The sequence below is a fragment of the Pseudomonas sp. NPDC089547 genome (genome assembly GCF_050280665.1).
Classification (GTDB): domain Bacteria; phylum Pseudomonadota; class Gammaproteobacteria; order Pseudomonadales; family Pseudomonadaceae; genus Aquipseudomonas.
In genome coordinates, this window is sequence record NZ_JBNNVS010000009.1 from 25539 (window position 1) to 48805 (window position 23267).

16 protein-coding genes, 2 tRNA genes and 2 pseudogenes are annotated in these 23267 nt (G+C 58.0%); 15 read left to right on the forward strand and 5 right to left on the reverse strand.

Annotated features, from left to right (window positions below; genetic code table 11):
- Positions 1–243: 243 nt before the first annotated feature.
- On the reverse strand, positions 244–1902 hold the full coding sequence (locus ACQKPZ_RS08615; RefSeq protein ID WP_427536938.1) for an OFA family MFS transporter: 1659 nt from the start codon (positions 1900–1902) through the stop codon (positions 244–246).
- 369 nt (positions 1903–2271) lie between these two features.
- Here ACQKPZ_RS08615 and ACQKPZ_RS08620 point away from each other — a divergent pair, with 369 nt between their 5' ends.
- The 4 genes from ACQKPZ_RS08620 (at position 2272) to ACQKPZ_RS08635 (ending at position 6017) form a co-directional block, all read left to right on the forward strand.
- The gene (locus tag ACQKPZ_RS08620) at positions 2272–4518 is read left to right on the forward strand and encodes an AsmA family protein (protein WP_427536940.1); all 2247 of its coding nucleotides are present in this window, start codon (positions 2272–2274) and stop codon (positions 4516–4518) included.
- On the forward strand, positions 4515–5582 hold the full coding sequence (mutY, locus tag ACQKPZ_RS08625) for an A/G-specific adenine glycosylase (RefSeq protein WP_427536942.1): 1068 nt from the start codon (positions 4515–4517) through the stop codon (positions 5580–5582). The genes ACQKPZ_RS08620 and mutY overlap by 4 nt, the downstream gene beginning before the upstream one ends.
- Positions 5579–5851 (forward strand): oxidative damage protection protein, encoded by a 273-nt coding sequence (locus tag ACQKPZ_RS08630; RefSeq protein ID WP_391128347.1) that lies wholly within the window; start codon positions 5579–5581, stop codon positions 5849–5851. The genes mutY and ACQKPZ_RS08630 overlap by 4 nt, the downstream gene beginning before the upstream one ends.
- A 90-nt stretch (positions 5852–5941) precedes the next feature.
- Positions 5942–6017, forward strand: a tRNA-Phe gene (locus ACQKPZ_RS08635).
- Between the two features lie 134 nt (positions 6018–6151).
- Here the strand turns inward: ACQKPZ_RS08635 and ACQKPZ_RS08640 are convergent.
- A complete protein-coding gene (locus ACQKPZ_RS08640; RefSeq protein WP_427536944.1) occupies positions 6152–6685 on the reverse strand; it encodes a hypothetical protein in 534 nt (177 codons plus the stop codon).
- A gap of 129 nt (positions 6686–6814) precedes the next feature.
- Here ACQKPZ_RS08640 and ACQKPZ_RS08645 point away from each other — a divergent pair, with 129 nt between their 5' ends.
- The gene (locus tag ACQKPZ_RS08645; RefSeq protein ID WP_012270086.1) at positions 6815–7258 is read left to right on the forward strand and encodes a hypothetical protein; all 444 of its coding nucleotides are present in this window, start codon (positions 6815–6817) and stop codon (positions 7256–7258) included.
- A gap of 182 nt (positions 7259–7440) precedes the next feature.
- Here ACQKPZ_RS08645 and gabP read toward each other — a convergent pair whose 3' ends face one another.
- Entirely contained in the window at positions 7441–8826 is a 1386-nt protein-coding gene (gabP, locus tag ACQKPZ_RS08650; protein ID WP_019096869.1) for a GABA permease, read from the reverse strand.
- A gap of 642 nt (positions 8827–9468) precedes the next feature.
- Here gabP and ACQKPZ_RS08655 point away from each other — a divergent pair.
- From ACQKPZ_RS08655 to ACQKPZ_RS08675, 5 genes are all read left to right on the forward strand, one after another.
- On the forward strand, positions 9469–10242 hold the full coding sequence (locus ACQKPZ_RS08655) for an ABC transporter ATP-binding protein (protein ID WP_391128362.1): 774 nt from the start codon (positions 9469–9471) through the stop codon (positions 10240–10242).
- A gap of 11 nt (positions 10243–10253) precedes the next feature.
- Complete coding sequence (locus tag ACQKPZ_RS08660; RefSeq protein WP_427536946.1) at positions 10254–11006, forward strand: ABC transporter substrate-binding protein; 753 nt, start codon at positions 10254–10256, stop codon at positions 11004–11006.
- A 54-nt stretch (positions 11007–11060) separates the two neighbouring features.
- Positions 11061–11753, forward strand: a complete 693-nt coding sequence (locus ACQKPZ_RS08665) for an ABC transporter permease (RefSeq protein ID WP_105947365.1) — start codon at positions 11061–11063, stop codon at positions 11751–11753.
- Positions 11753–12442 carry an ABC transporter permease gene (locus tag ACQKPZ_RS08670; protein ID WP_016497592.1) on the forward strand — a complete coding sequence of 230 codons (690 nt, stop codon included), beginning with the start codon at positions 11753–11755 and terminating at the stop codon, positions 12440–12442. The genes ACQKPZ_RS08665 and ACQKPZ_RS08670 overlap by 1 nt, the downstream gene beginning before the upstream one ends.
- Before the next feature lie 128 nt (positions 12443–12570).
- Positions 12571–13776: a methyltransferase gene (locus ACQKPZ_RS08675; protein ID WP_427536948.1), complete on the forward strand. Its 1206-nt coding sequence runs from the start codon at positions 12571–12573 to the stop codon at positions 13774–13776.
- A gap of 358 nt (positions 13777–14134) precedes the next feature.
- Here the strand turns inward: ACQKPZ_RS08675 and ACQKPZ_RS08680 are convergent, their stop codons facing one another.
- Positions 14135–14410 (reverse strand): DUF3077 domain-containing protein, encoded by a 276-nt coding sequence (locus ACQKPZ_RS08680; protein WP_427536950.1) that lies wholly within the window; start codon positions 14408–14410, stop codon positions 14135–14137.
- Between the two features lie 564 nt (positions 14411–14974).
- Here ACQKPZ_RS08680 and ACQKPZ_RS08685 point away from each other — a divergent pair.
- From ACQKPZ_RS08685 to ACQKPZ_RS08705, 5 genes and pseudogenes are all read left to right on the forward strand, one after another.
- Positions 14975–15223, forward strand: coding sequence for a hypothetical protein (locus ACQKPZ_RS08685; protein WP_391128374.1), 249 nt, complete (start codon positions 14975–14977; stop codon positions 15221–15223).
- 98 nt (positions 15224–15321) lie between these two features.
- Positions 15322–15397, forward strand: a tRNA-Thr gene (locus ACQKPZ_RS08690).
- 165 nt (positions 15398–15562) lie between these two features.
- Positions 15563–16891: pseudogene (locus tag ACQKPZ_RS08695) on the forward strand (tyrosine-type recombinase/integrase).
- Between the two features lie 231 nt (positions 16892–17122).
- On the forward strand, positions 17123–17515 hold the full coding sequence (locus ACQKPZ_RS08700) for a hypothetical protein (RefSeq protein WP_427536952.1): 393 nt from the start codon (positions 17123–17125) through the stop codon (positions 17513–17515).
- A gap of 307 nt (positions 17516–17822) precedes the next feature.
- Positions 17823–17988: pseudogene (locus ACQKPZ_RS08705) on the forward strand (integrase domain-containing protein); the annotation flags it as partial.
- A gap of 248 nt (positions 17989–18236) precedes the next feature.
- Here ACQKPZ_RS08705 and ACQKPZ_RS08710 read toward each other — a convergent pair.
- A complete protein-coding gene (locus tag ACQKPZ_RS08710) occupies positions 18237–22199 on the reverse strand; it encodes an NACHT domain-containing protein (protein WP_427536954.1) in 3963 nt (1320 codons plus the stop codon).
- Positions 22200–23267 lie beyond the last annotated feature (1068 nt).

Here is a 23267-nt window from a genome sequence, read left to right on the forward strand (position 1 = left end):
TTATAGGCCCAGAACGCGCCAGCTTGAAACGCGGATGACATATGGCAACGCGGGGAATTGCGGGGGATTGATAGCGCTACAGGTCTATACAACCGTGTAATTGGGGCTGCTTTGCAGCCCATCGCGACACAAGGCCGCTCCTACAGGGACCGCATGAGCCTCAAGCTTGCGCGGTACCTGTAGGAGCGGCCTTGCGTCGCGAAAGGGGCGCAAAGCGCCCCCACTGGCCATTGCAGAACTACCTCAATGGAACAGCACCGCCGTCTTCTGCAGGGTAATCCACACCCCCCAGGCCAGCGGCACGACCACCACCGCCCAGGCCAGCAACACCAACGGCAGGCTGCCCGGCGCGGCTTTCCATTCCAGCGAACGCACCTCGTCAGCACCCTTGTCATGGCTCAACTCCCGCTCGGCAGCCAGTTCGGCATCGCTCATGAAGTGCTTGTCGGCCACCGGGCGGACCAGCATGTTGCAGATGAAGCCCAGCACCAGCAGGCCGGCCAGAATGTACAAGGTCATGTCGTATGCCGCCGCACGCTCGACCCCCGCCGCCAATTGGTATTCACGCAGGTAAGTGATCAACACCGGCCCCAACACCCCCGCCGCTGCCCATGCCGTCAGCAGGCGACCATGAATGGCACCGACCATCTGCGTGCCGAACAGGTCCGCCAGGTACGCCGGCACCGTCGCAAAACCGCCGCCATACATCGAAAGGATGATGCAAAACGCGGCCACGAACAGCGCAACGTTGCCCAGGTGCCCCATGTTAGGCACCAGGCTGTACAGGCCCACGCCCAAGGCGAAGAAGGCGAAGTAGGTGTTCTTGCGGCCGATATAGTCGGAGAACGACGCCCAGAAGAACCGCCCGCCGATATTGAACAGGCTCAGCAGGCCGGTGAAGCCGGCGGCGATCGCGGCAATTTGTGCCAGCTGTGCAGGATTGAGCTGGCTGAAGGTCAGTTCGTTACCCAGCAATTTGCCCGCGAACACTTCCTGCAGCAGCGGCGAAGCCATGCCGAGAATACCGATGCCTGCCGACACGTTCAGGCACAGTACCAGCCAGATAAGCGCAAACTGCGGGGTTTTCCAGGCCACACTGACATGCACATGGCGGTCAGTAACCATGGCGCTGGCCTTCTTGACCGGTGCAGTCCAGCCTTCAGGCTTCCAGCCGGTGGGGGGCACGCGATAAGCCAAGGCACCCGCCGTCATGAACACGAAGTAGATCGCCGCCATGGCGACGAAACTCTGCCATACACCCACTTCGTGCTCGTTGCCAAAATGCCCCATCAGCGCAGTGGCCAGCGGTGCACCCACCATGGCCCCGCCGCCAAAGCCCATGATCGCCATGCCGGTGGCCATGCCGCGTTTGTCCGGGAACCACTTGATCAGGGTCGACACGGGCGAAATATAGCCCAGGCCCAGGCCGATGCCGCCGATCACACCCGAGCCCAGCCACATTAGCCACAACTGGTGGGTTTTGACGCCAATGGCCGAGATCAGCATGCCGCCGCACCAGCAAAGCGCCGACACCAGGCCCGCCTTGCGTGGGCCGGCGTGCTCCAGCCAACCGCCCAGTACTGCCGCAGAGCAACCCAGGAAGACGAAGAACAGAGTGTAGATCCAGCTCAGCATCGAGATCGGCCAGTCGCACTCAGCGCTGAACAATCGGGCAACGAAGCCCATGTCTGCCGCGCAGGCGACAGGGGCAGTGATGCCGAGGGCTTGCGACAGGGGCAGCCAGAACACCGAGAAGCCATAGGCCATGCCGATGCACAAGTGGATGGCCAAGGCCGCTGGCGGGACCAGCCAGCGGTTGAAGCCCGGGCGGGCGATGATGCGCTCCTTTGACAGGAAGCCTGGCGCACTGGCCGAGGCCCCTGCCGCGACGGTACTGGTCATGGATCTGATCCTTCTTATAGGGTGGGTGCTCGCAAAGCGGCGCAAGGTTAGCAGAGCCAAGTGGCATGAAAGCAATCTGATATCGTGAATTTTTGCCCGGCTGAAACGGTCCTCTCTCCGCACCGGCCTCTTCGCGGCTAAAGCCGCTCCCACAGGGATCTTCACTGCCCTTCAGACCTGTGGTGTACCTGTGGGAGCGGCTTTAGCCGCGAAAGGGCCGGCACAGGTAAATATCTGACTGAAGAAAGCCGTACCATCTGCTGCAAACGTAGGAAATGCCCTGTATCTCTGGTCGAATAAGCAGGGACATACACGGCGGCGTTATACTCTGCCGCCTGAATTTCACTAACGGACTACAAGGACTCGCCCATGAAAGCGTTCGGCAAAATCCTGGGACTGGGGCTTCTCGGGTTGCTGCTGATCATCGTGGCGCTGGGCTTCGCCCTGACCCACCTCTTTGATCCCAACGACTACAAAGACGAGATTCGCCAGCTGGCACGCGACAAGGCTCACGTCGAACTGACCCTCAACGGTGACATCGGCTGGAGCCTGTTCCCATGGCTGGGCCTGGAACTGCACGAGGCCAGCATTGCCACCCTGGCCAAACCCAAGGAGCCGTTCGCCGACCTGCAAATGCTTGGTTTGTCTGTGCGCGTGCTGCCCTTGCTGCGCCGCGAAGTACAAATGAGCGACGTGCGTGTCGAAGGCCTTAACCTGACCCTGGCGCGCGACGAAAACGGCCATGGCAACTGGGAAGACATCGGCAAGCCGCTGCCCGCGCAGAATGGCACCCCTGCCGATGCCCAGGCCAATGCACCCGTCGAGCAGAAACCGGCACCTGCCGGCGGCAACGAGCGGGCCGTCAAGCTGGACATCGACAGCCTGACCGTGAACAACGCCCGTGTGCAGTACACCGATGCCAAGACCGGCCAGAACTACAGCGCCGAGAGCATTCAGCTGAGCACCGGCCCGGTCCACGAAGGCGCGAACATTCCGCTCAAGGCCAGCGCCTTCATCAGCGCCAGCCAGCCGAACATCAAGGCCCGCACCGAACTGGCCGGCGAACTGCGCTTCGACCGCAAGCTCAAGCGCTACAACCTCGAAGACATGCGCCTGTCGGGCGAGACTTCGGGTGAGCCCACCGGCGGCAAGACCGTGACCTTTGCCGCCCAGGGCCAGTTGCTGGTCGACCTGGCTGCAAATGTAGCCTCGTGGAACGGCCTGAAAGTGTCGGCCAACCAGCTGCGCGCCCTGGGCGAGCTGAATGTGCGTGACCTGGACAAGGCGCCACAGCTGAGCGGCGGCCTGTCCATCGCCCAGTTCAACCTACGCACCTTCCTCGACAGCATCGGCCGCCCGCTGCCGGCCACCAACGACCCGGCAGCCTTCGCCAAGCTGGAGCTGGTCACCCGCCTGCAAGGCACGCCGAACAGCCTGGCCCTGGAAGACCTGGCGGTGAAGCTGGATGACAGTACTTTCAGTGGCCGCGTGGCCGTGGAAGACTTCGCCAAGCAGGCCCTGCGCCTGCAGCTTAAAGGCGATACCTTCGACGCCGACCGCTACTTGCCCGCCAAGAGCGAAGAAGCCAAGGGTGCCACGGCGGCACGCCAGGCCGAGGTCAAGCAACAGGAAGCCAGTGCAGTGGCCGGTGCCGGCACAACACCGCTACCAAACGCCCCGACGCAAGTGGCCTGGAGTGACGACAAGCTGCTGCCGGTCGACCGCCTGCGCGCCCTCGACGTGCAGGCCGACGTGGCCTTCGGCGCGCTGACGCTGGACAAGCTGCCAATAGAAGACGCCCAGCTCAAGGCCATCGGCCAAGGCGGCCTGCTGACCCTGCAAACCCTGCGCGGTGAGCTGTACAACGGCACCTTCGAGGCCAAGGGCACCGTCGATGTGCGCCCTGCCGTACCGCAGCTTGGCGTCAACACCACCATCCAGCGGGTGCCGGTTGAACACTTCATCAAGACCGAGGGCAAGGAGCAAACGCCACCGGTTAAGGGGTTGCTGACGCTGACCAGTGATCTGACAGCCACCGGCAACAGCCAGAAGGCACTGGTCGACACCCTCAACGGCAGCGCAAACTTCACCATCAACGACGGCGTGCTGGTCAATGCCAACCTCGAACAGCAGCTTTGCCAGGCCATCGCCACGCTCAACCGCAAGACCCTGAGCGGCGAGCCACGCGGCAAGGACACCCCGTTCCAGGAGCTGCGCGGCAGCCTGGTGGTACGCAATGGCGTCGCCAGCAACCCAGACCTCAAGGCGCGCATCCCGGGCCTTACCGTCAATGGTCAAGGCGACCTCGACCTGCGTGTGCTGGGCATGGACTACAACATTGGCGTGATCGTTGAAGGCGACCAACGCGCCATGCCGGACCCGGCCTGCCAGGTCAATGAGCGCTATGTGGGCATTGAAGTGCCGCTGCGCTGCCGTGGCCCGCTGGAGCTCGGTGCAAAGGCGTGCCGCCTGGACCAGGGCGGCCTGGGCAAGATTGCCGCCAAGCTGGCCGGCAACCGCCTGAAAGACAAGCTGGATGAAAAACTCGAAGAAAAACTCGGAGACAAAGTGAGCCCGGAAGTAAAAGACGCACTCAAGGGGCTGTTCAAGCGATGAGCCCCGAGCAGTTCTCCAGCGCTGTGCTGGACTGGTATGACGAGCACGGCCGGCACCACCTGCCCTGGCAACAGGGCATCACCCCGTACCGGGTATGGGTGTCGGAAATCATGTTGCAGCAGACCCAGGTCAGCACCGTGCTCAACTACTTCGACCGCTTCATGCAGGCCCTGCCGACCGTGCAGGCCCTGGCCGAGGCGCCGGAGGACGAAGTGCTGCACCTATGGACGGGGCTGGGCTACTACACCCGTGCACGCAACCTGCAAAAGGCTGCAAAAATCGTCGTCGAGCAACATGGCGGCGAGTTCCCGCGCAGTGTCGAACAGCTTACCGAGCTGCCCGGCATTGGCCGCTCCACCGCCGGGGCCATCGCCAGCATCAGCATGGGCATCCGCGCGCCAATCCTGGATGGCAATGTAAAACGCGTGCTGGCCCGCTACACGGCCCAGGCCGGCTACCCCGGCGAGCCCAAGGTGGCCAACCAGTTGTGGGCCACGGCCGAGCGCTTTACCCCGCAGCAGCGCGCCAACCACTACACCCAGGCGATGATGGACATGGGCGCCACGCTGTGCACCCGCAGCAAGCCCAGCTGCCTGCTCTGCCCGCTGCAGCGTGGCTGCGAAGCGCACCTGCACGGCGAAGAAACCCGCTACCCCGAGCCCAAGCCGCGCAAGGTACTGCCACAACGGCGCACGCTGATGCCGCTGCTGGCCAACCACGAAGGCGCCATCCTGCTTTATCGCCGCCCTTCCAGCGGCCTGTGGGGTGGTTTGTGGAGCCTGCCGGAACTGGACGACATCGCCCAGCTCGACGACCTGGCCTACCAGCACAGCCTGCGCCTGGCTGGCAGCCGCGCCATGGAAGGCCTGACCCATACCTTCAGCCACTTCCAGCTGGCAATCGAGCCCTGGCTGGTGCGCGTCGACCTGGTCGGCCAGCACGTGGCCGAGGCTGACTGGCTCTGGTATAACCTCGCCACCCCGCCGCGCCTGGGCCTTGCCGCCCCGGTGAAAAAACTGCTGAAACGCGCGGCCGACGAACTGATTGCAGGAGACGCCCGATGACCCGCACCGTGATGTGCCGCAAGTACAAAGAAGAACTGCCAGGCCTGGAACGCCCGCCCTACCCCGGCGCCAAGGGCCAGGACATCTTCGACCACATCTCGGAGAAAGCCTGGGAAGACTGGAAGAAGCACCAGACCATGCTGATCAACGAAAAGCGCCTGAACATGATGAACGGCGAAGACCGCAAGTTCCTCCAGGTCGAGATGGACAAGTTTTTCGCAGGCGAGGAATACGCCCAGGCGGAAGGCTACGTTCCACCCTCGGAATGACCCCACGAATCGTAAGCGACGGAATTAATTTAAAATTTTTTCAAAAAGTCGTTGACGGGCCGCCAGAAAATCTATTTAATTCACCTCGTCGCCCAGATAGCTCAGTCGGTAGAGCAGAGGATTGAAAATCCTCGTGTCGGCGGTTCGACTCCGTCTCTGGGCACCACCTTCAAGCTTCTGGTGGTTGCAAAGTTACCCGAAGCGACAACAAGAAACCCGCCTAGTGCGGGTTTTTTGTTGTCTGCAGTTTCTACCCTGTGGGGCAGCAATCAAGCTACCCCTGTGGTTTACCAGGAATTGTCAGAAGTTAGCCATGGCACTGCAGTACTCAGCTTTCGTGACCTGCACCGGCGCCTCTGCCCCCAGTTGCTGCAGCTTCACGCCGCAGGCACTGTAGCCATGGACCACCACTTCGTAGTCGGCGCCCTTCTGCGGCACGAAGTAGAACATGCCCAGGCAGTTGGTGACGCTGTTGTAGCTGCCACGGCCACCATCAAGAAAGTGCAGAGTGAATGGCTTGCCGGCCGGGACCAGCACCTCACTGACCACATCACCCTGCATGGCAGTAGCGCCCTTGGGCATACCCAGGCTTTCGCCATTGCGGTCGGCGAAGCCCTTTTGTGGAACGGCAATCACCCCTGCACCCGGGCTGTACCAGTCGACGCAGTCCTTGCCCGGCACCGCACGCACCATCCCATCGGCGATCACCCGCAGCCGCGCGGTATCACCAGAGGTCGGAGAGCCATACGGGGTGTTGAACGACTTGACTGCGGCGATGTTGCCGCAGCCGCATAGCGCCATAGTCAGCAGGCAAAGCGAGAGCGCTGTTTTCATCCGTGAATTCCTCGTGAGTAGATACCGGGCATCCGGCAGCGTGACTGAGACCCTCGCATGCCGCTTGGGTTTCGCAGGCAAGTGCGATTCAATGCACGCACTTTTCAGACACACCCAAGGACTCACTCGATGGCCACCCCTACCAAGCAACAGAAACGCGCCAAGCGCGCCGCCAGCAAGGCCAAGCAGAACCGCATGGTACGCAGCGGCCAGGCAGTGAAGGCCAGCGCAGGTGACAGCGCCAGCGTCGAGCAGGTGTACAACAAGGCCATGGAGTCGGGCAGCTACGACGCCATGTTCAACAAGATGAAGGAAGCCCAGGAGGGCGGCCTGGTGCCGATGATTTCGGTATTCCTGGTAGACCCGCTGCTGGCTCTGGTACTGAAGGGCCACAAGGAAGAGCACGCCACCGACTACATCGTGCTGGTGTTCAACGCCTACCGCAAATGGCTGGACGGCGCTGATGAAGAGGCCACTATGGCCTGGCTGGAAAGCGATGAGTTCCAGGAGGCTTATATCGCCGCGTCCGAGCTGGTAGCCAAGCAGCAGCAACAGCAGAAGCAGTTTGGCTGACAGGGCCATGTAGCCTGTACCGGCCTCTTCGCGCGCTCGCCCGCTCCCACAAGGGACTCCACTGGCCTTGAGGGCTGTGGTGAACCTGTGGGAGCGGGCATGCCCGCGAAAGGGCCGGTACAGGCAACAAAAAAGGCCGCGCCCCTCACAGGGCGCGGCCTTTTCATTGCAGCCAGCGCGGATCAGTTATCCAGCGCCACCCGCCCGGCAGCCTCACGCTTGCGGTGCACCAGCAAGCCAGCCGCCACCACACCAATGCTCAGCAGTGCAGTCGCGATGATCTCCGCACGGTGATCCTCACGCAGCGCCATCACCACCAGAATGGCAACGATGAAGGCAATGGTCGCCCAGGTCAGGCCAGGGAACAGCCACATCTTGAAGGTGATCTTCTCGCCACGGGCTTCACGCTGGGCACGCATGCGCAGCTGCGAAACGGCAATCACCAGGTACACCAGCAGTGCGATCGCGCCCGAGCTGGCCAGCAGGAATTCGAACACCTGGGCCGGGGCCACGAAGTTGGCAAACACGCACAGGAACGCCGCAGCAGTGGACAGCAGTACCGCCACGTGCGGGGTCGCCGACTTGGTGGTGCGCTGGGCGATGGCCGGGGCGTCACCACGCTTGCTCAGCGAGAACAGCATGCGCGAAGAGGTGTACAGCGCCGAGTTCAGGCAGCTGGTCACGGCAATCAGCACAACGATGTCGACGATCAGCTTGGCATTCGGCACGCCGATGCGGCTCAGCACGGTCTGGTAGGAGCCGGTCTCGGCCAGGGCCGGGTCGTTCCAAGGCACCAGCGCCACTACCAGGAAGATCGACACCAGGTAGAACAGGCAGATACGCCAGATCACCGAGTTGGTGGCACGGCTGATCTGCTTGCCCGGGTCCTTCGACTCGGCAGCGGCGATGGTAACGATTTCAGTACCCATGAACGAGAACATGGTGGTCAGCATGGCTGCCAGCACTGCGCCCAGGCCGTTAGGCATGAAGCCTTGGGTATCGAACAGGTGGCTGGCACCGCTCACCTGGCTGCTCGGTACAAAGCCGAACATGGCAGCGCAGCCCACGGCGATGAAGCCGATGATTGCCAGCACCTTGAGCAGGGCGAACCAGAACTCGAACTCACCGTAGTTCTTCACGCTGCACAGGTTGGTCAGGGTCAGCGCCAGGGTAATGATGAGGGAGAAGGCCCACAGGTCAACCGCAGGGAACCAGGCATGCAGGATTGCGGCGGCGGCGTTGGCCTCCAGCGGAATCACCAGCACCCAGAACCACCAGTACAGCCAGCCAATGGTGAAACCGGCCCAGCGCCCGATGGCACGGTCGGCATAAGTAGAGAACGAACCGGTGTCGGGCGAGGCAACAGCCATTTCACCCAACATGCGCATCACCAGCACGACCAGCGTACCGGCGGCGGCGTAGGCCAGCAGCACGGCCGGGCCGGCAGCTGCGATGGCGTGGCCGGAGCCAACGAACAGGCCGGCACCGATGACGCCAGCAATGGACAGCATGGTGACATGCCGTTGTTTGAGCCCCTGAGCGAGGTCATTGGAATTGTTACCGCTCATTAAAACTACCTTTGTAAGGAGTGGACCACTCCGACTGCGGGTACGGAGCGCGCCAAGGGTTGACCTAGGCGTCGCTGCAATCGGCGGTTTCCTACTGGCAATTAGCGCGCCATGTGCTGAATGCATTCGTCAGAAAATTCTGCGGGCCTTTTAGGGCGCGGTTTGGAGGGCTTTCAGCCATGCTTTGACCGAAAGGGCGCCAAAACATCGGATTACTGAAATACCCACTTACAAACGCACCAAAGGTGCTCCCCGGTAACACCTGTGCACCGCCGCAATGCAAATAAGTGCAACCCAGAGGTACAACCTTGTGAGCGCATAGAGGCCTTCGCGGGTGTACCCGCTCCCACAGGGATCGCTTGGCTTTGAGGTCAGGTTTAACCTGCGAATGGGCCGAAACCGCTTCCATGAGCGGGCCAAAGCTGGCACCATCGCGCCTTTTTTCATCAAGGCTCTGGTGCTGGGCGACACCTTCGCGGACATATGCGCGACGTTACGCTGTAGCGATGCGACAAACTGCCCCACCAGTGCCCACAGTCCCCGGCGACCCTGTTGGCCGTCATAATGCCGCTATGCTAGCTTGGCGCACGCCAGGAAGGCCGCCAACAGCTGGGAACGCACCCGAACACATGAGGACCGCACATGGCTCAGGCCACGCCCGCGCTGGAAATCCGCAACTTGCACAAACGCTACGGCGAGCAGGAAATTCTCAAGGGCATTTCGCTGACCGCACGCGACGGTGACGTGATCTCCATCCTGGGGTCGTCCGGCTCCGGCAAGTCCACCTTGCTGCGTTGCATCAACCTGCTCGAAAACCCGCACCAGGGCGAAATCCTGGTTGCTGGCGAAGCACTCAAGCTCAAGGCCGCCAAGAACGGCGACCTGATCGCTGCCGACAACCGCCAGATCAACCGCCTGCGCAGCGAAATCGGCTTTGTCTTCCAGAACTTCAACCTGTGGCCGCACATGTCGATTCTCGACAACATCATCGAGGCGCCACGCCGCGTGCTCGGCCAAAGCAAGGCCGAGGCCACCGAAGCCGCCGAAGCGCTGCTGAACAAGGTTGGCATCTACGACAAACGCCACAGCTACCCCGCCCAGCTTTCCGGTGGCCAGCAACAGCGCGCCGCCATTGCCCGTACCCTGGCCATGAAGCCCAAGGTCATCCTGTTCGACGAGCCCACTTCGGCGCTCGATCCGGAAATGGTCCAGGAAGTGCTTAACGTTATCCGCGCATTGGCCGACGAAGGCCGTACCATGCTGCTGGTAACGCACGAAATGAGCTTTGCCCGCCATGTGTCCAGTGAAGTCGTCTTCCTGCACCAGGGCCTGGTAGAAGAGCAGGGATCGCCGCAGCAGGTCTTCGAAAACCCGACCTCGGCGCGTTGCAAGCAATTCATGTCAAGCCACCGCTAACGGAGCAATACATGCACACTTACAAGAAGTTTCTCCTGGCAGCTGCTGCCACGCTGGTGATGTCGGCAAACGCCATGGCCGCAGAAAAACTGCGCATGGGCATCGAAGCCGCCTACCCACCGTTCAACAACAAGGATGCCAGCGGTAACGTGGTCGGCTTCGACAAAGACATCGGCGACGCCCTGTGCGCCAAGATGAAAGTCGAGTGCTCGGTTGTTACCTCCGACTGGGACGGCATCATCCCGGCCCTGAACGCCAAGAAGTTCGACTTCCTGGTGTCGTCGTTGTCGATCACCGACGAGCGCAAGCAGGCCGTGGACTTCACCGAGCCGTACTACTCCAACAAGCTGCAGTTCATTGCGCCGAAAAACGTCGACTTCAAGACCGACAAAGACTCGTTGAAGGGCAAGGTTATCGGCACCCAGCGCGCCACCCTGGCCGGCACCTACCTTGAAGACAACTTCCCGGGCGTCGACATCAAGCTGTACGACACCCAGGAAAACGCCTACCTCGACCTGGTGTCCGGCCGCATCGACGGCATCCTGGCCGACAAGTACGTGCAGTACGAGTGGCTGAAGAGCAAAGACGGCTCGAACTTCGAGTTCAAGGGCGAGCCGGTGATGGACAGCGACAAGATCGGCATTGCCGTGCGCAAAGGTGATACCAAGCTGCGCGACGACCTGAACAAAGCCCTGGCAGAAATCAAAGCCGACGGCACGTACAAGAAGATCAACGACAAGTACTTCCCGTTCAGCATCGAATGACCCGCCCTGACCGGCGCGCCCCCGTGGCGCGCCAGTCCCTAGAATGACCTGCCCATGAATATCGACCTGCACGGATTCGGTCCGGCCATGATGGCCGGCACCCTGATGACCGTAAAACTGGCGCTATGCGCCTTGCTGCTGGGGCTGGTGCTGGGCCTGCTCGGCGCCCTGGCCAAGACCTCCCCGATCAAGCCGCTGCAATGGCTTGGCGGCTTCTACTCAACCCTGGTTCGCGGCGTGCCCGAACTGCTGTGGGTTCTGCTTATCTATTTCGGCACCGTCGGGTTGATGAACGCCCTCGGCGAAGCCCTGAACATGCCGGGCCTGGAACTGAGCGCCTTCGCGGCGGGCGTGATCGCCCTTGGCCTGTGCTTTGGCGCCTACGCCACCGAAGTGTTCCGTGGCGCCATCCTGGCAATCCCCAAGGGCCACCGTGAGGCCGGCCTGGCACTGGGCCTGTCCAAGGGCCGCATCCTGTCGCGGATCATTTTGCCGCAGATGTGGCGCATCGCCCTGCCCGGCCTTGGCAACCTGTTCATGATCCTGATGAAAGACACCGCGCTGGTGTCGGTAATCGGCCTGGAAGAAATCATGCGCCACGCGCAAATCGGCGTGACCGTGACCAAAGAACCGTTCACCTTCTACATGGTGGCGGCCTGCATCTACCTGAGCCTGACCGTCATCGCCATGACCGGCATGCACTTCATGGAAAAACGCGCCGCTCGCGGCTTTGCGAGGGCCGAATAATGAATTGGGAAGTCATCTTCAAATGGCTGCCACGCCTGGCCGAGGGCGCAGTGCTGACCCTGGAGCTGGTGGCCATTGCGGTGGTTGCCGGTTTGATCCTGGCCATCCCGCTGGGCATCGCCCGCTCCTCGCGCCACTGGTACGTGCGCGCGGTGCCGTTCAGCTACATTTTCTTCTTCCGCGGCACGCCTCTGCTGGTGCAGCTGTTCCTGGTGTACTACGGCCTGGCGCAGTTCGATGCCGTGCGTTCCAGCTCGCTGTGGCCGTACCTGCGCGATCCGTTCTGGTGCACCGTGCTGACCATGACCCTGCACACCGCCGCCTACATCGCCGAAATTTTGCGCGGTGCGCTGCAATCGATCCCCAAAGGTGAGATCGAAGCGGCACGTGCGCTGGGCATGTCGCGGGGCAAGGCACTGTTCTACATCATGCTGCCGCGCGCTGCCCGTATCGGTCTGCCGGCGTACAGCAACGAAGTGATCCTGATGCTCAAGGCCAGCGCCCTGGCCAGTACCGTGACCCTGCTGGAACTGACCGGCATGGCCCGTACCATCATCGCCCGTACCTACCTGCCGGTGGAGATCTTCTTTGCTGCAGGCGTGTTCTACCTGGTGATCTCGTTCCTGCTGGTGCAGGGCTTCAAGCTGCTGGAGCGCTGGTTGCGTGTGGATGCCTGCCAGGGTCGCTGAGACCTTACTGTCCATTTCGCGGGCAAACCCGCTCCCACAGGTACATCACAGGCCTTGAAACCTGTGCTAATCCTGTGGGAGCGGGTTCACCCGCGAAGAGGCCCTCAAACCCGACACACATCCTTCTCATGCCCAGCCATCTCCACAGCCACCAGCTAAGCACCCGCTTCCAGGCCCTCGACCAGTTCCTGATCGAGCACCAACAGCTGTGGAAACCCCGCCCCTTCACCACCCTGCAACTGGGCTGGGAAACCACACACCCAGAGCTCGCCGCCCACTTACGCCAAGCCTCCCTGGCAGATGCAGAAAACCCCGACGCTGCTGATTTGTTGCCTGCCCCGTTTCCACAACTGGCCCGGCAAGCCGATCTGCTATCCGCCCTGGGCAACCTCCCGGCAACCGACCTGCCCCCCGCCGCCCACCGCCTGGACGTCGCCGTGCCCGGCCGCAAATGGCAGCAGATCGAAGCCTTCGCCAGCCACCTGGCCTTCCGCGCCGCGCCCCATCACTGGCTGGACTGGTGCTCCGGCAAAGGCCACCTCGGCCGCCGCCTGCTGCAACCCGGCCAGCAACTGACCTGCCTGGAGTACGACGCCGAGCTGGTCGCCGCTGGCCAGGCGCTGAGCGCTCACCATGGCTTGCCAGCGCAGCACGTACATCAGGATGTGATGGCCAGCGACAGCGCCCGCCACCTGGCTGGTGAGAAAAGCGTGGTTGCGCTGCATGCCTGTGGCGATCTGCATGTACGCCTGATGCAGCTGGCCAGCCAGCAAGGTTGCCGGCAACTGGCCGTAGCCCCCTGCTGCTACAACCGCATCGCGGTGCAGCAATACCAGGCGTTATCCACAGCTGCGCAGACTTCCAGCCTGAAACTGTCGCTGGACGACCTGGGCCTGCCCCTCAGTGAAACCGTCACAGCCGGTGCCCGCGTACGACGCCAGCGTGATACCTCAATGGCACGGCGCCTGGGCTTCGACCTGCTGCAACGCCAGCAGCGCCAGAGCGGCGAATACTTGCCAACGCCATCGCTGCCGGTAGCCTGGCTGGAAAAGCCCTTCGAGCAGTACTGCCGCGACTTGGCCGAACTGAAGGAGCTGCCACTGAACGGCAAGCCGGATTGGGCAGCCCTGGAGGCAGGTGGTTGGCAACGCCTGGCCGAAGTGCGCAATCTGGAACGCGTGCGCAACCTGTTCCGCCGGCCTTTAGAATTGTGGCTGGTACTGGATCGCGCCTTGTTCCTCGAAGAACAAGGCTACGACGTGTGCCTGGGCCTGTTTTGCGACTACCCGCTGACCCCGCGCAACCTGCTCATCCTCGCCGAACGCGACCGTTAGCCGCAGCACAACCTGTGGATAACTCTGTGAACAAGCTTGTGATTACCTGTTGGATCCCAACGCTATTTCAAGCCCTGCTCTTATTCCTGCCTTCACGTCAAGCCCAGTAAAAACAGGCGTTTGCGCAAAGACCAGCGGCGCAGCAATCCGGCATGCCTTTCGCGCAAGCTGTCAATGCCACTTGTGCATAAACATTTCTTGTGGTTGGCGCAACCCCTGCAAACGCGCTCGACTGTAGGAGCGGCCTTGCGTCGCGAAAGGGCTGCAAAGCAGCCCCGGCAATCTCTGCCAAATCGCCAAAACCGGGGGCCGCTGCGCGGCCCGATCGCGACACAAGGCCGCTCCTACACGGACCGCGTCAGTGCGCCTTGTTCTTGGCGATCTCAATATCGTTCATCAGCGCCTTGGCCATGTCGCACAGGTAGTCAGCCGCGCCCAGGAATTTATGGTCATCTTCCATATCCCCCTCGCGTACCAGGTGCTTGATATAGCCCATCAGGATCGAGACATGTTCGTAGGCAGCATCGACCGGGACGCCGGGCTCGACGCGCAGCAGATTGAGGGATGGGTTGCCGGCGGCGAGGAAGGTTTCTACGCCTGCGGTGGTGATTGGCTTGGGAATATCTTTATTCATGGCAAAACCTTGTTCTGAGGAAGGGGACTGCCAGAAATCTTTCTCACGGATTTAGGGTGGCAGCCGTACGCAGGGTGAGAAACCGAGTGAACAAGTAAGCCCGGCCAGGCCGAAGCCTGCCCGCGTACGACCACCATTGAGTGGTAGCGCTTGTTCGAAGAAGGGTTCTCACACCCGGTCACCTGAGCGACCAAATAACGGTATCCGTGAGCCACTTCCCCGACAACAGCGATACTTCGGCGGGGCGCGTAGGATAGTTCCGAAGCCTCCAATCCTGAAGCCTCAGTGCCCCTGATTCAGGATTTTCGTACAGCTGATGGCCCTTTCGCGGGCACGCCCGCTCCCACAGAATTGCCACAAACCCGGAGACTGTGCGGTCGTTGTGGGAGCGGGCGTGCCCGCGAAGAGGCCCTATCAAGCAACACAAGGCTAATCCCCCACCCCCGCAACCGTGTATCATCCCTCCCCCAAATCATTAAAAAGTGACGTCGCGCGCTGCCCGCCAGCCCCGCGGCCTTCTGGCGTTGCGCCAGAACCGACAATGGACCAACGGACCTGACCATCGTGACCCAAGCCAAGCCCCTCGCCCTGCTGACCTTCGCCCTGGCCCTGACCGGCTGCGCCAGCGGCACCTCGCCCCACCCCAACAGCAACCTGGGCTGGAACCACCCCGGCATGCAACTGGGCGGCGACAACGGCCTGCCCCTGCGCACCGAAACCCCGTGCCGCAAGCGCGGCTGCGACAACGACAAGCTGTTCTTCAACCCAGGTAAAAGCGAGCCAAGCGTCACCACAATCCACCGTGGCTGGTAGGAAAATTCTCCTTTTAGGTCGGTGACTTAGGTCATTTGCGATCTTTTGCAAGGAAGTGGTTTACAGGCGCCAAACGATCGTTATAATGACGCCCCATTGCCGGTATAGCTCAGATGGTAGAGCAACTGACTTGTAATCAGTAGGTCCCGGGTTCGATTCCTGGTGCCGGCACCATATCCAGCTCCATCGCGTTCCACCGAATGCCTTGGAAGCCCCCTAAAACCCGCCCTTTGGCGGGTTTTTTCGTTCCAGGACCCTCCGTCGGGATCCAACAAAATACCCCATCCCCGGGGGTATTTTTAGGGTACCGCGTCTTGCCTGCATGGAGAACGTACCCTTATGCCACGTCTAGCCGTTCCTCTCAGCGACCTCAAATGCCGCACGGCAAAACCTCGCGAACGCGCCTACAAGCTGTTCGACGGTGGCGGCATGTCCTCTTCGTGAAACCCAATGGCGTGAAAACGTGGCGATTGCGCTACTTCAAGCCCAGCGGCAAAGACGGCACGCTGATCATCGGCAACTACCCCATCATCTCGCTGGCCGTCGCGAGGACCAAGCGCGATGAAGCCAAGGCCCTGTTGATCGACAACCTCGACCCTATGGAAGAGAAGAAGAAAGCGAAGGTAGCGGCTCAACGAGCTTCCCTGCTTTTCGAAACCGTCGCCCTGGAGTGGCACGCCGAAATGTCCCGGCACTGGACAGAGGGACACGCCAAGACCGTCATGAGCCGGTTGCGCACCCACGTCTTCCCTTTGATAGGTCAACGTCCCATTGCTGAGCTTGATACCCATGACCTGCTTGAGATCACTCTGCGTATCAAAGAGCGCGGCACCATGGACGTTGCCCTGCGCGTGCAAAATTATCTCTCCACGATCATGCGGGGCGCGAAGCGGGCGCGGCATATCAGCCAGAATCCGGCGCTCGATCTGGCAGGGTCGATTCATGCTCCGCGTACAGTGCACCGCCCTGCCCTATCACTCAACCGCCTCCCCGAACTACTGAACCGGATCGACAACTACAACGGCCGTGAGCTAACCAAGCTAGCTGTACTGCTGACGCTGCACGTGTTCGTGCGCTCCAGCGAACTGCGTTTTGCGCGCTGGGATGAGTTCGACCTGCAAAGGGCAATGTGGGAGATCCCGGACACCCGTAAGTCAATCGACGGCGTCCGCAATTCCACTCGTGGGACAAAGATGAGCGGTGACATACAGATAGTGCCGCTCTCTCCCCAAGTCATCGCGATCCTTGAACGGTTGCGCGGCGCAGGGTCGCTTCTCCGAACTGGTGTTGCCCGGCGACCACAAGTACTGGAAGCCGATGTCAGAGAACACGGTTAACCAAGTGCTGCGCAACGTTGGCTACGACACATCCAAGGAGGTATGCGGGCGTGGATTCAGGACCATGGCCTGTAGCGCCTTGCTGGAGTCAGGGCTGTGGACGGACGCGGCGATTGAGCGGCAGATGAGCCACAAGGAACGCAATCGCGTGCGCGCCGCCTATATCCATAAGGCCGAATTTCTGGAACAGCGTCGGCTGATCATGGCGTGGTGGAGTAATTACATCGATGCCAACAGATCGGGGCATGTCACTCCACATGAGTTCGCCCACCCAGCGGGCGACAACATCACCCCCTTGCCGAGTGGGCGTGACGCATTCAATCGTCGGTAAACCTTCCAGATCGCCACTGGCCGCTCTTTAATTCGGGTCCATCCAAACAGGGCTGCAAAGCCGCCCTGTTTGGATGGACCTCGCTTGGTAAATCTAAAAGCCGACACGAATCCTTTGGATACCACTGATTTCCACCGGTGGATAATTTCATACACAAGCCCATAAGCCCCGTAAAATCTGACGTTGAGCAATTTTATCCACAGGAGTAGAACCGAGGGTGCAAACGCTGTCTTGGACAGCACCCAGGTGACTCGAGCCTTCAAGGTCACGCCGCTCATGTGGTGGTTCTCCCCCCCCCCCCAAAATGGCGATTCGCGTCCGGCAGCTCGCCCGGTCACCTCCCCGGTGATGGATGCCTACTTCAGATCATCGCGCTCGTGCGCCAGTCGAGACTTCCTGCTTCGCTGCCCTGCAGCAACCTATCCGCTTGGCCGATTGTTGCACCAACCTGCGCCCGTCTCTTTCTCCTGGAAAGAGACGGGCGCTTCTAGCACTGCTGCAGCCCTCATCGCATTTGGCTTTGCGGCAATTTCACTCGTGACAATCGGCGTGACAAACGCCGATGTCATCAGCAACAGCGCTGCAGATGATGGTGCCGCAGACCAGGGAATGGACTGCACCTGACTGACAGTCAGGCATGCCCCGGTCATCGCACCGCTGCGCTCACCCGACTCAGGATCTTCAGGCACTGGTCTCGTCAGCCAATGCAACCTCCACCCGCCCACCGGTATCGGTGCTCAGGAGGTCAGGAGGTCAGGAGGTCAGGAGGTCAGATCATGAGATGCCCTTGCTCCCGGTGGTAAGGAGCCGCCAGTCCCGCGTAGTGGACATTCCCCACAGGTCGCAGGGGCCTTGATCCCTGATAACACTCAGCATTCTTGGTGGGATGACGTGGGGCGAGGATCGGAGAACAGGCAATGATGTGATCGGAATGGCATTGGTAGGTAGGCGGGATGGCCGCAATTCAGCTACGGCAGGCAATTGAGCTACGCAAGGCATCAGGCGCTGAAAGACATGTTCTGCGGCGGCTACTTCGGCACAGTCACGCGCACTGTGATGAGTGGCAGGCATTCGTGAGGTGGCCCCGCTCAGAAGACGCATAACTCTTCTTAGTTCAGGCCAAAAACTAAGGAGCTTCTGTTTCTAATAAACAGGAGCGACTTTTACCAGCAAGTTTTGGATTACGCCGCACTAGTGAAAATGGCGAAACTACCAATCAAGGTTTTACAAACCATTCAACCTAGGCGCTGGAAATTTAAGAGGGTTTCCCGCTAAGTCTTTGCATCATAGACTCAGCGGGCGAGTGTGAATTAGCACTCCTTTTAATATATCACATTATTTTATTTCATGCCGCTGCCAACTTTGCAACTTTAGCTCTCCGAGTGCTACTAAGTTTCTGAAGGGCCTCACAAAACTCCAGGTCGATCCAGCACTCTGGCAAGTGCAAGTCGGCTTTACGAATCCTAGAGATTTTTTTGATTTCAGAGATGAAGAAAACCCTTGGGATTTTAGGATTGCAGTTCATTTTCCCTGCAATCATTTCCATCACTTGCAAACTGCGGTCAGGTTTTAGCCTCTCATCCTCTAAGTAAGTTTTAAGCAACCAACTAGGCAAGTAATGATCAACCACAGTGGCTTTATTGAGAGCCGTTGCAATTTGGTCAACATGCCCAACACCGTACACAAAATTAGCTATACCTAAGCACTCGTTCACAAAAGGGTCGTCAGAAGCAAGAGATAATTCTCTAAACTTTTCATCAGCCTCAAACCGTTGCGACGACTTGTCTCCAGCCAATAGATTTATAAGCGCTACTACTAGGCTTGGATACTTGGCGGACTTCTTTATTAGGAAGTCGTATGTCTGTTTTGGCTCTATGCTGTGTGTTGGTATCCATACCCACCCTTCTTTGCATATAGCTTCCAAAAACTCTAGGAAATTAACGTTTTCTAGGCTTTCAGCATTTAGCTGGGCAAGAACTCTCGGATTGATCCACTTTTGGCCTGGTAGTTCAGGATACTGCTTGCTGAACAACAAATACACGGTATCCAGAGAAAGCTCAAGATCATTACGCTCGCTATCAATGGCTATTTCTACATAATCTGTCAACTGGCTCTTGGGGCCGCCTTTTGCGGACTGCGCGGCGCCAATAAGTTCAGATAGGAATGATGGATTTTCATACTCCCCATTTAAAACTAATTGCGCTAATGGCCAGCCGATCGTGGCGACCGACTGATCAAAAAACTTTCCGAAACCTGATAATTCTAAGTCACACGTATCTACACCTTTGCTAGACCATCTTTCCTCTGCCTGTTGCCAGTCCTTGATGTCACCGAAGCCGCCAGCTCTGGCTTCAGCAGAGATTTTCAGGTAGTTTTTTTCTATTGATGCGATGTAGATCGCCGTACTCAGTGGCCATGGCAGTGCATTGATAAGGCTTAAAAATACTTCTTCCCAGTTGTAAGTGTCGATCATCTGCAGGAGGTCTGCTAAAGCGTCGGAACTTGGGCATTCATGAAATGCTCTCAGGGCTTGCAGGTGAGCCCATTGAGTGGTGTCTGGTACATTCTCGTAAATGGACTTTATGTGGTTAGTTATTTCCAATGGTCGATAGTTCAATTGATATCGTGATTCGCGCCCATTGATTGTGAATTTTATTGGTTTTCTTCTGTTTTTATGATTATTAAATATACGCAAGCACGGGTAATTGCTAAATATTGACTGCTGCCTTACGATGCTCTCTCGCAGCTTTGCTTCATATGTGACCTTTATAAGTTGATAGGGCGTTTCTGCAAGCTTCTCACGAAGCCTCTCTAAAAGCTTGGAGTTGGACGGCAATGGTACTGGAATTAAAAGAAGCTTGGCTAGGTGCGCTGGTTCGTCCGACCATACTTCTTCGATAAACTCATCTGTCCATTTTTGCTCAGTTACGTAGCAGTAAAATAGAAGTTTCCATGCTGCGTCTACGGTGTCAGTGACCACGTTTCCGATATAGTTCCGGAGAAGCTCCATCGTTCTAGACGGCTCGCGATCACAGTGATCCGAGAGGGTGTCTGGCAGTGTGATCGGACCTGCATGTAATATTTCGAAAGCAGCGGCTAATAGCATTCTTCTGTATTTTGGCTGGTCATAAGCAATCCCATCGTCCAATAGTGATAATGCAAGATTGGAGCCTGTCTTTAGCAGCCTGTCTATTTCGTCGCCGTTTTCGTTGATATCTCGACAAATCGTTACGATTGTATCTCTATACTGCACAGAGTCATTCTCAGCAAAACATTTGCTTGCTGCAATTTGAAAAACATGTAACCAGTGCGTTTTATTTGCTATCGTCTTCAACCGTTTTTGGACGGTTGATTCTCGCCCGGACATTACATAGGCGGCCGCCATAAACTCTTGGAGAGATCTAACTTCAAAAGTAAATCTATCTTCAGTGTTTTGGACAAGCAGAACCATCCGCTCGGTAGACACCTCAATGAGAGATTGGATACTCTCGCTGAGCTCAGCCCCTTCATATCCTTCATCCTCAAGTTGGCCCTTTACTAGAGCTTCTAAATCGCTGGATGTTAGTTGAGGTTCAGAGTGACCAAGCGTTTCAGCCTCAACATGTAAGAGGAATCCAGCCCGGTAATGAATGGCTGATATCTGACGGCTCCAGTGCCGCATTACCTCGCCGACGCGCCCCAGCTTACCTTGTTCACGCTGGAGCATGACTCCAAAATATTTATCAAATAAACTCCAGCGATCTGTTGGAGCGTCTCCCCTTTGGTCTATAAGCGACAACAAAATCGCAACTTGCAGAGGGCTCACCAATAGTCTTGCAGTTGTTTTGCTATCGGCCGCCTCAGTTATCCTCTCAAGCACTCGCTCCCGCTGAATAGTATCGACGAGCAACGCTCCAGCCAACTTTTTTGCATAAGCTATGGCTTGTTCTGGAATTAGCGGGATAAGTTCCAGCTTGGAGTAAAGCACTGGATCTAAGTCATCATTATAACCTTGCGGGCGAGTAGTAACTACCATGAGTAGATCCGCTTGGCTTGCCTCGTCCCAAAATTCATTTACCGCACGTAAAACGGTTCCTCGATTAGCACTAGATGGAACCTCGTCAAGGCCGTCAAGTATGATTACCGTGGGGTGATCAGTTAGCCATTTCCTGAGATTTTCAGCGCTAATTTCCGTATTTGCTATGTGTGAAACATGCCCCGCAATATGATCTAATAGCGATGCAGATTGGTTTGACTCTCGTTTAGACAGCCAGTCTGCAAATATCGGCAGGTCGATTCGGATTGGGAATCGCCTGGGGATCTCGGTTGAAAGCTCGACTTCTTCAGCATATTTTAATGTTTTATTTATTATTGTGCTTATTTCAGCTGGATTTTTTCCAGAGTTATTAGACTTTAGTATATTGGCTCGAAAAATTTGGGCTAAAAACTGGGAAAGCGTTGATTTACCTTGGCCTGGACCACCCAAGATAAGTATACGCTCCGGCCTTCCGTATACTTGATCCTGCTGTGCGGTAACACTAGCACCGTCCAAGCAGTCTCGGGATCGATCTAAGAGAGTCGCTAGTAAGAGTTTTTTGGGATCGTCTAGTCGGTTTTGCCTATCCGTCCGAAACGGAAGGTCTACAAAAACATCCTCAATCATCGTCTGCGCGTTGCCTGAGTGGCCCGCCTGTTGCAACCGAATAGGTTGATGCGAGCGGAGCTCTCTGGCTAAGTACCTATACATCCCATCTTTAATTGCAGCAGTTCTGGAGTTTACTTCGGCTAACAGGTCGGCTATTACGTCGCTGGTCGACAACCAAGCTGCATAAGAACGCCGGATTGAGTCAGCGTTCATAAGCATTGTGCAGAGTTGGTCTAAATGCCAAATTCGATAATCTTTTAACTGCAATGCATCCTTGAACTCAGCGAAAACTTCATCAATCTTCGCAATCCCACCTTTGGCCCGTTCGCTTTCGGGCATTGGCGACAATCGTGCGTTACTAACCAATATATAATAATCAGGTTTTCTTAACTTAGAACCAGGTTTTGCGAATTTCAGAAGCTCCGCTCTGAGTTGGGTCACTAACCAATCAGCATCTTCATGGGGGCTCCCAGGGACTTGAAGAAACTTCGCCTGCATGACTGTGTAACCCGTCCAATTCTCCCCACCTGACGGGTAGTTTAAGGTACCATCGTAGGAGGCTTCTCGACCGCCATCAGGACCGTCGCCGAAAACCATCACACCGTTGCCAAGTGTATACAGCGCCATTGATTGCGAAAAACGCTCAAAGGAGCGTGTAGAAAACGTCTTGAAGTCAAAATCCATAGAATCTCCGGGTTCCATACCTGAACAGTAGTGGGATTCTAGTGATATTTTTCTTCGGATCATAGCGCGTTGCCATCATACGATGACACGACTGCGGACGATACAGAGTTAAGCTCACTAGCGGTGCTCAAGCATACGGCGGCGATGCCAGGAAACCTTCAAATTTCGTTATGTACCGCAATGGGAAGATGTACTAATCGTTGGTGGGCCAAGGCGAGCTGCAGACGCCCATCTGCTGCGCACCATGACCTTTTGGGTATCCAAAGGTATGAGACATCGGTGTGACACGAGCCGTCCGCATGAACTTGTGAGAGCTTATCTCGTCTGACTTCGTGTCTATGCGGAGAGCTGCGACCGTTCTGGGCCGGAAGCTGCCGTTCGTAAGCGGTTTCAGCGAAGATAGATGTTACGAACCTTTCCCTGCGAGCTCTCTGAAAAGCCACCAATTAGGCGGACTATTCAGCGCTTTTCCCTCATAAGGCTCAGCATCAAAGACGTGCCGCTGCCCCCCAATACGATTCCACCAATAGCCATAAATAGCTGATTTATTTATGGCTACCCTTTGAGGTACGCCAAAAAATCCACCAAATTCCAGCCCCGCGAATATCCTGCCTTCATAGCAAGATACCGTTCGTCTGGTGCCGCCATACGCTGTACTCAAAAGGCTCACCGAAGGTGGGCCTTTTTTGTTTCCGCTGATCGGCCCACTTTGCGCCCCTCACCTGCCACATCACTAGCCACATTGGCCATAAAACAGAATTTTCCCACCCTCATCATCGAAACCCGACACCTTGTCGTCAGGTCCATCGAGGACCACCCTATCCACCTTCAAGATCCCTCTCAGCCGCACCGTAACCGTTGCGAATGCCTGATTGGATCACTTGAGCGCTTGCGCAATACACCCGCCATGCCTATGGCTGCTTCTGCAGCTATGCACAAATTGAGCGGGTTTTTTATGGCTGCCAGATTGGTATGAGCCCGTTTTGCAAGCCAGCGATCGATATCCCTGCGCAGCTTTTACTGCTAAAACAACGGGGCCTGAGCCTCCAAGATGAAGCCAAGACCCAC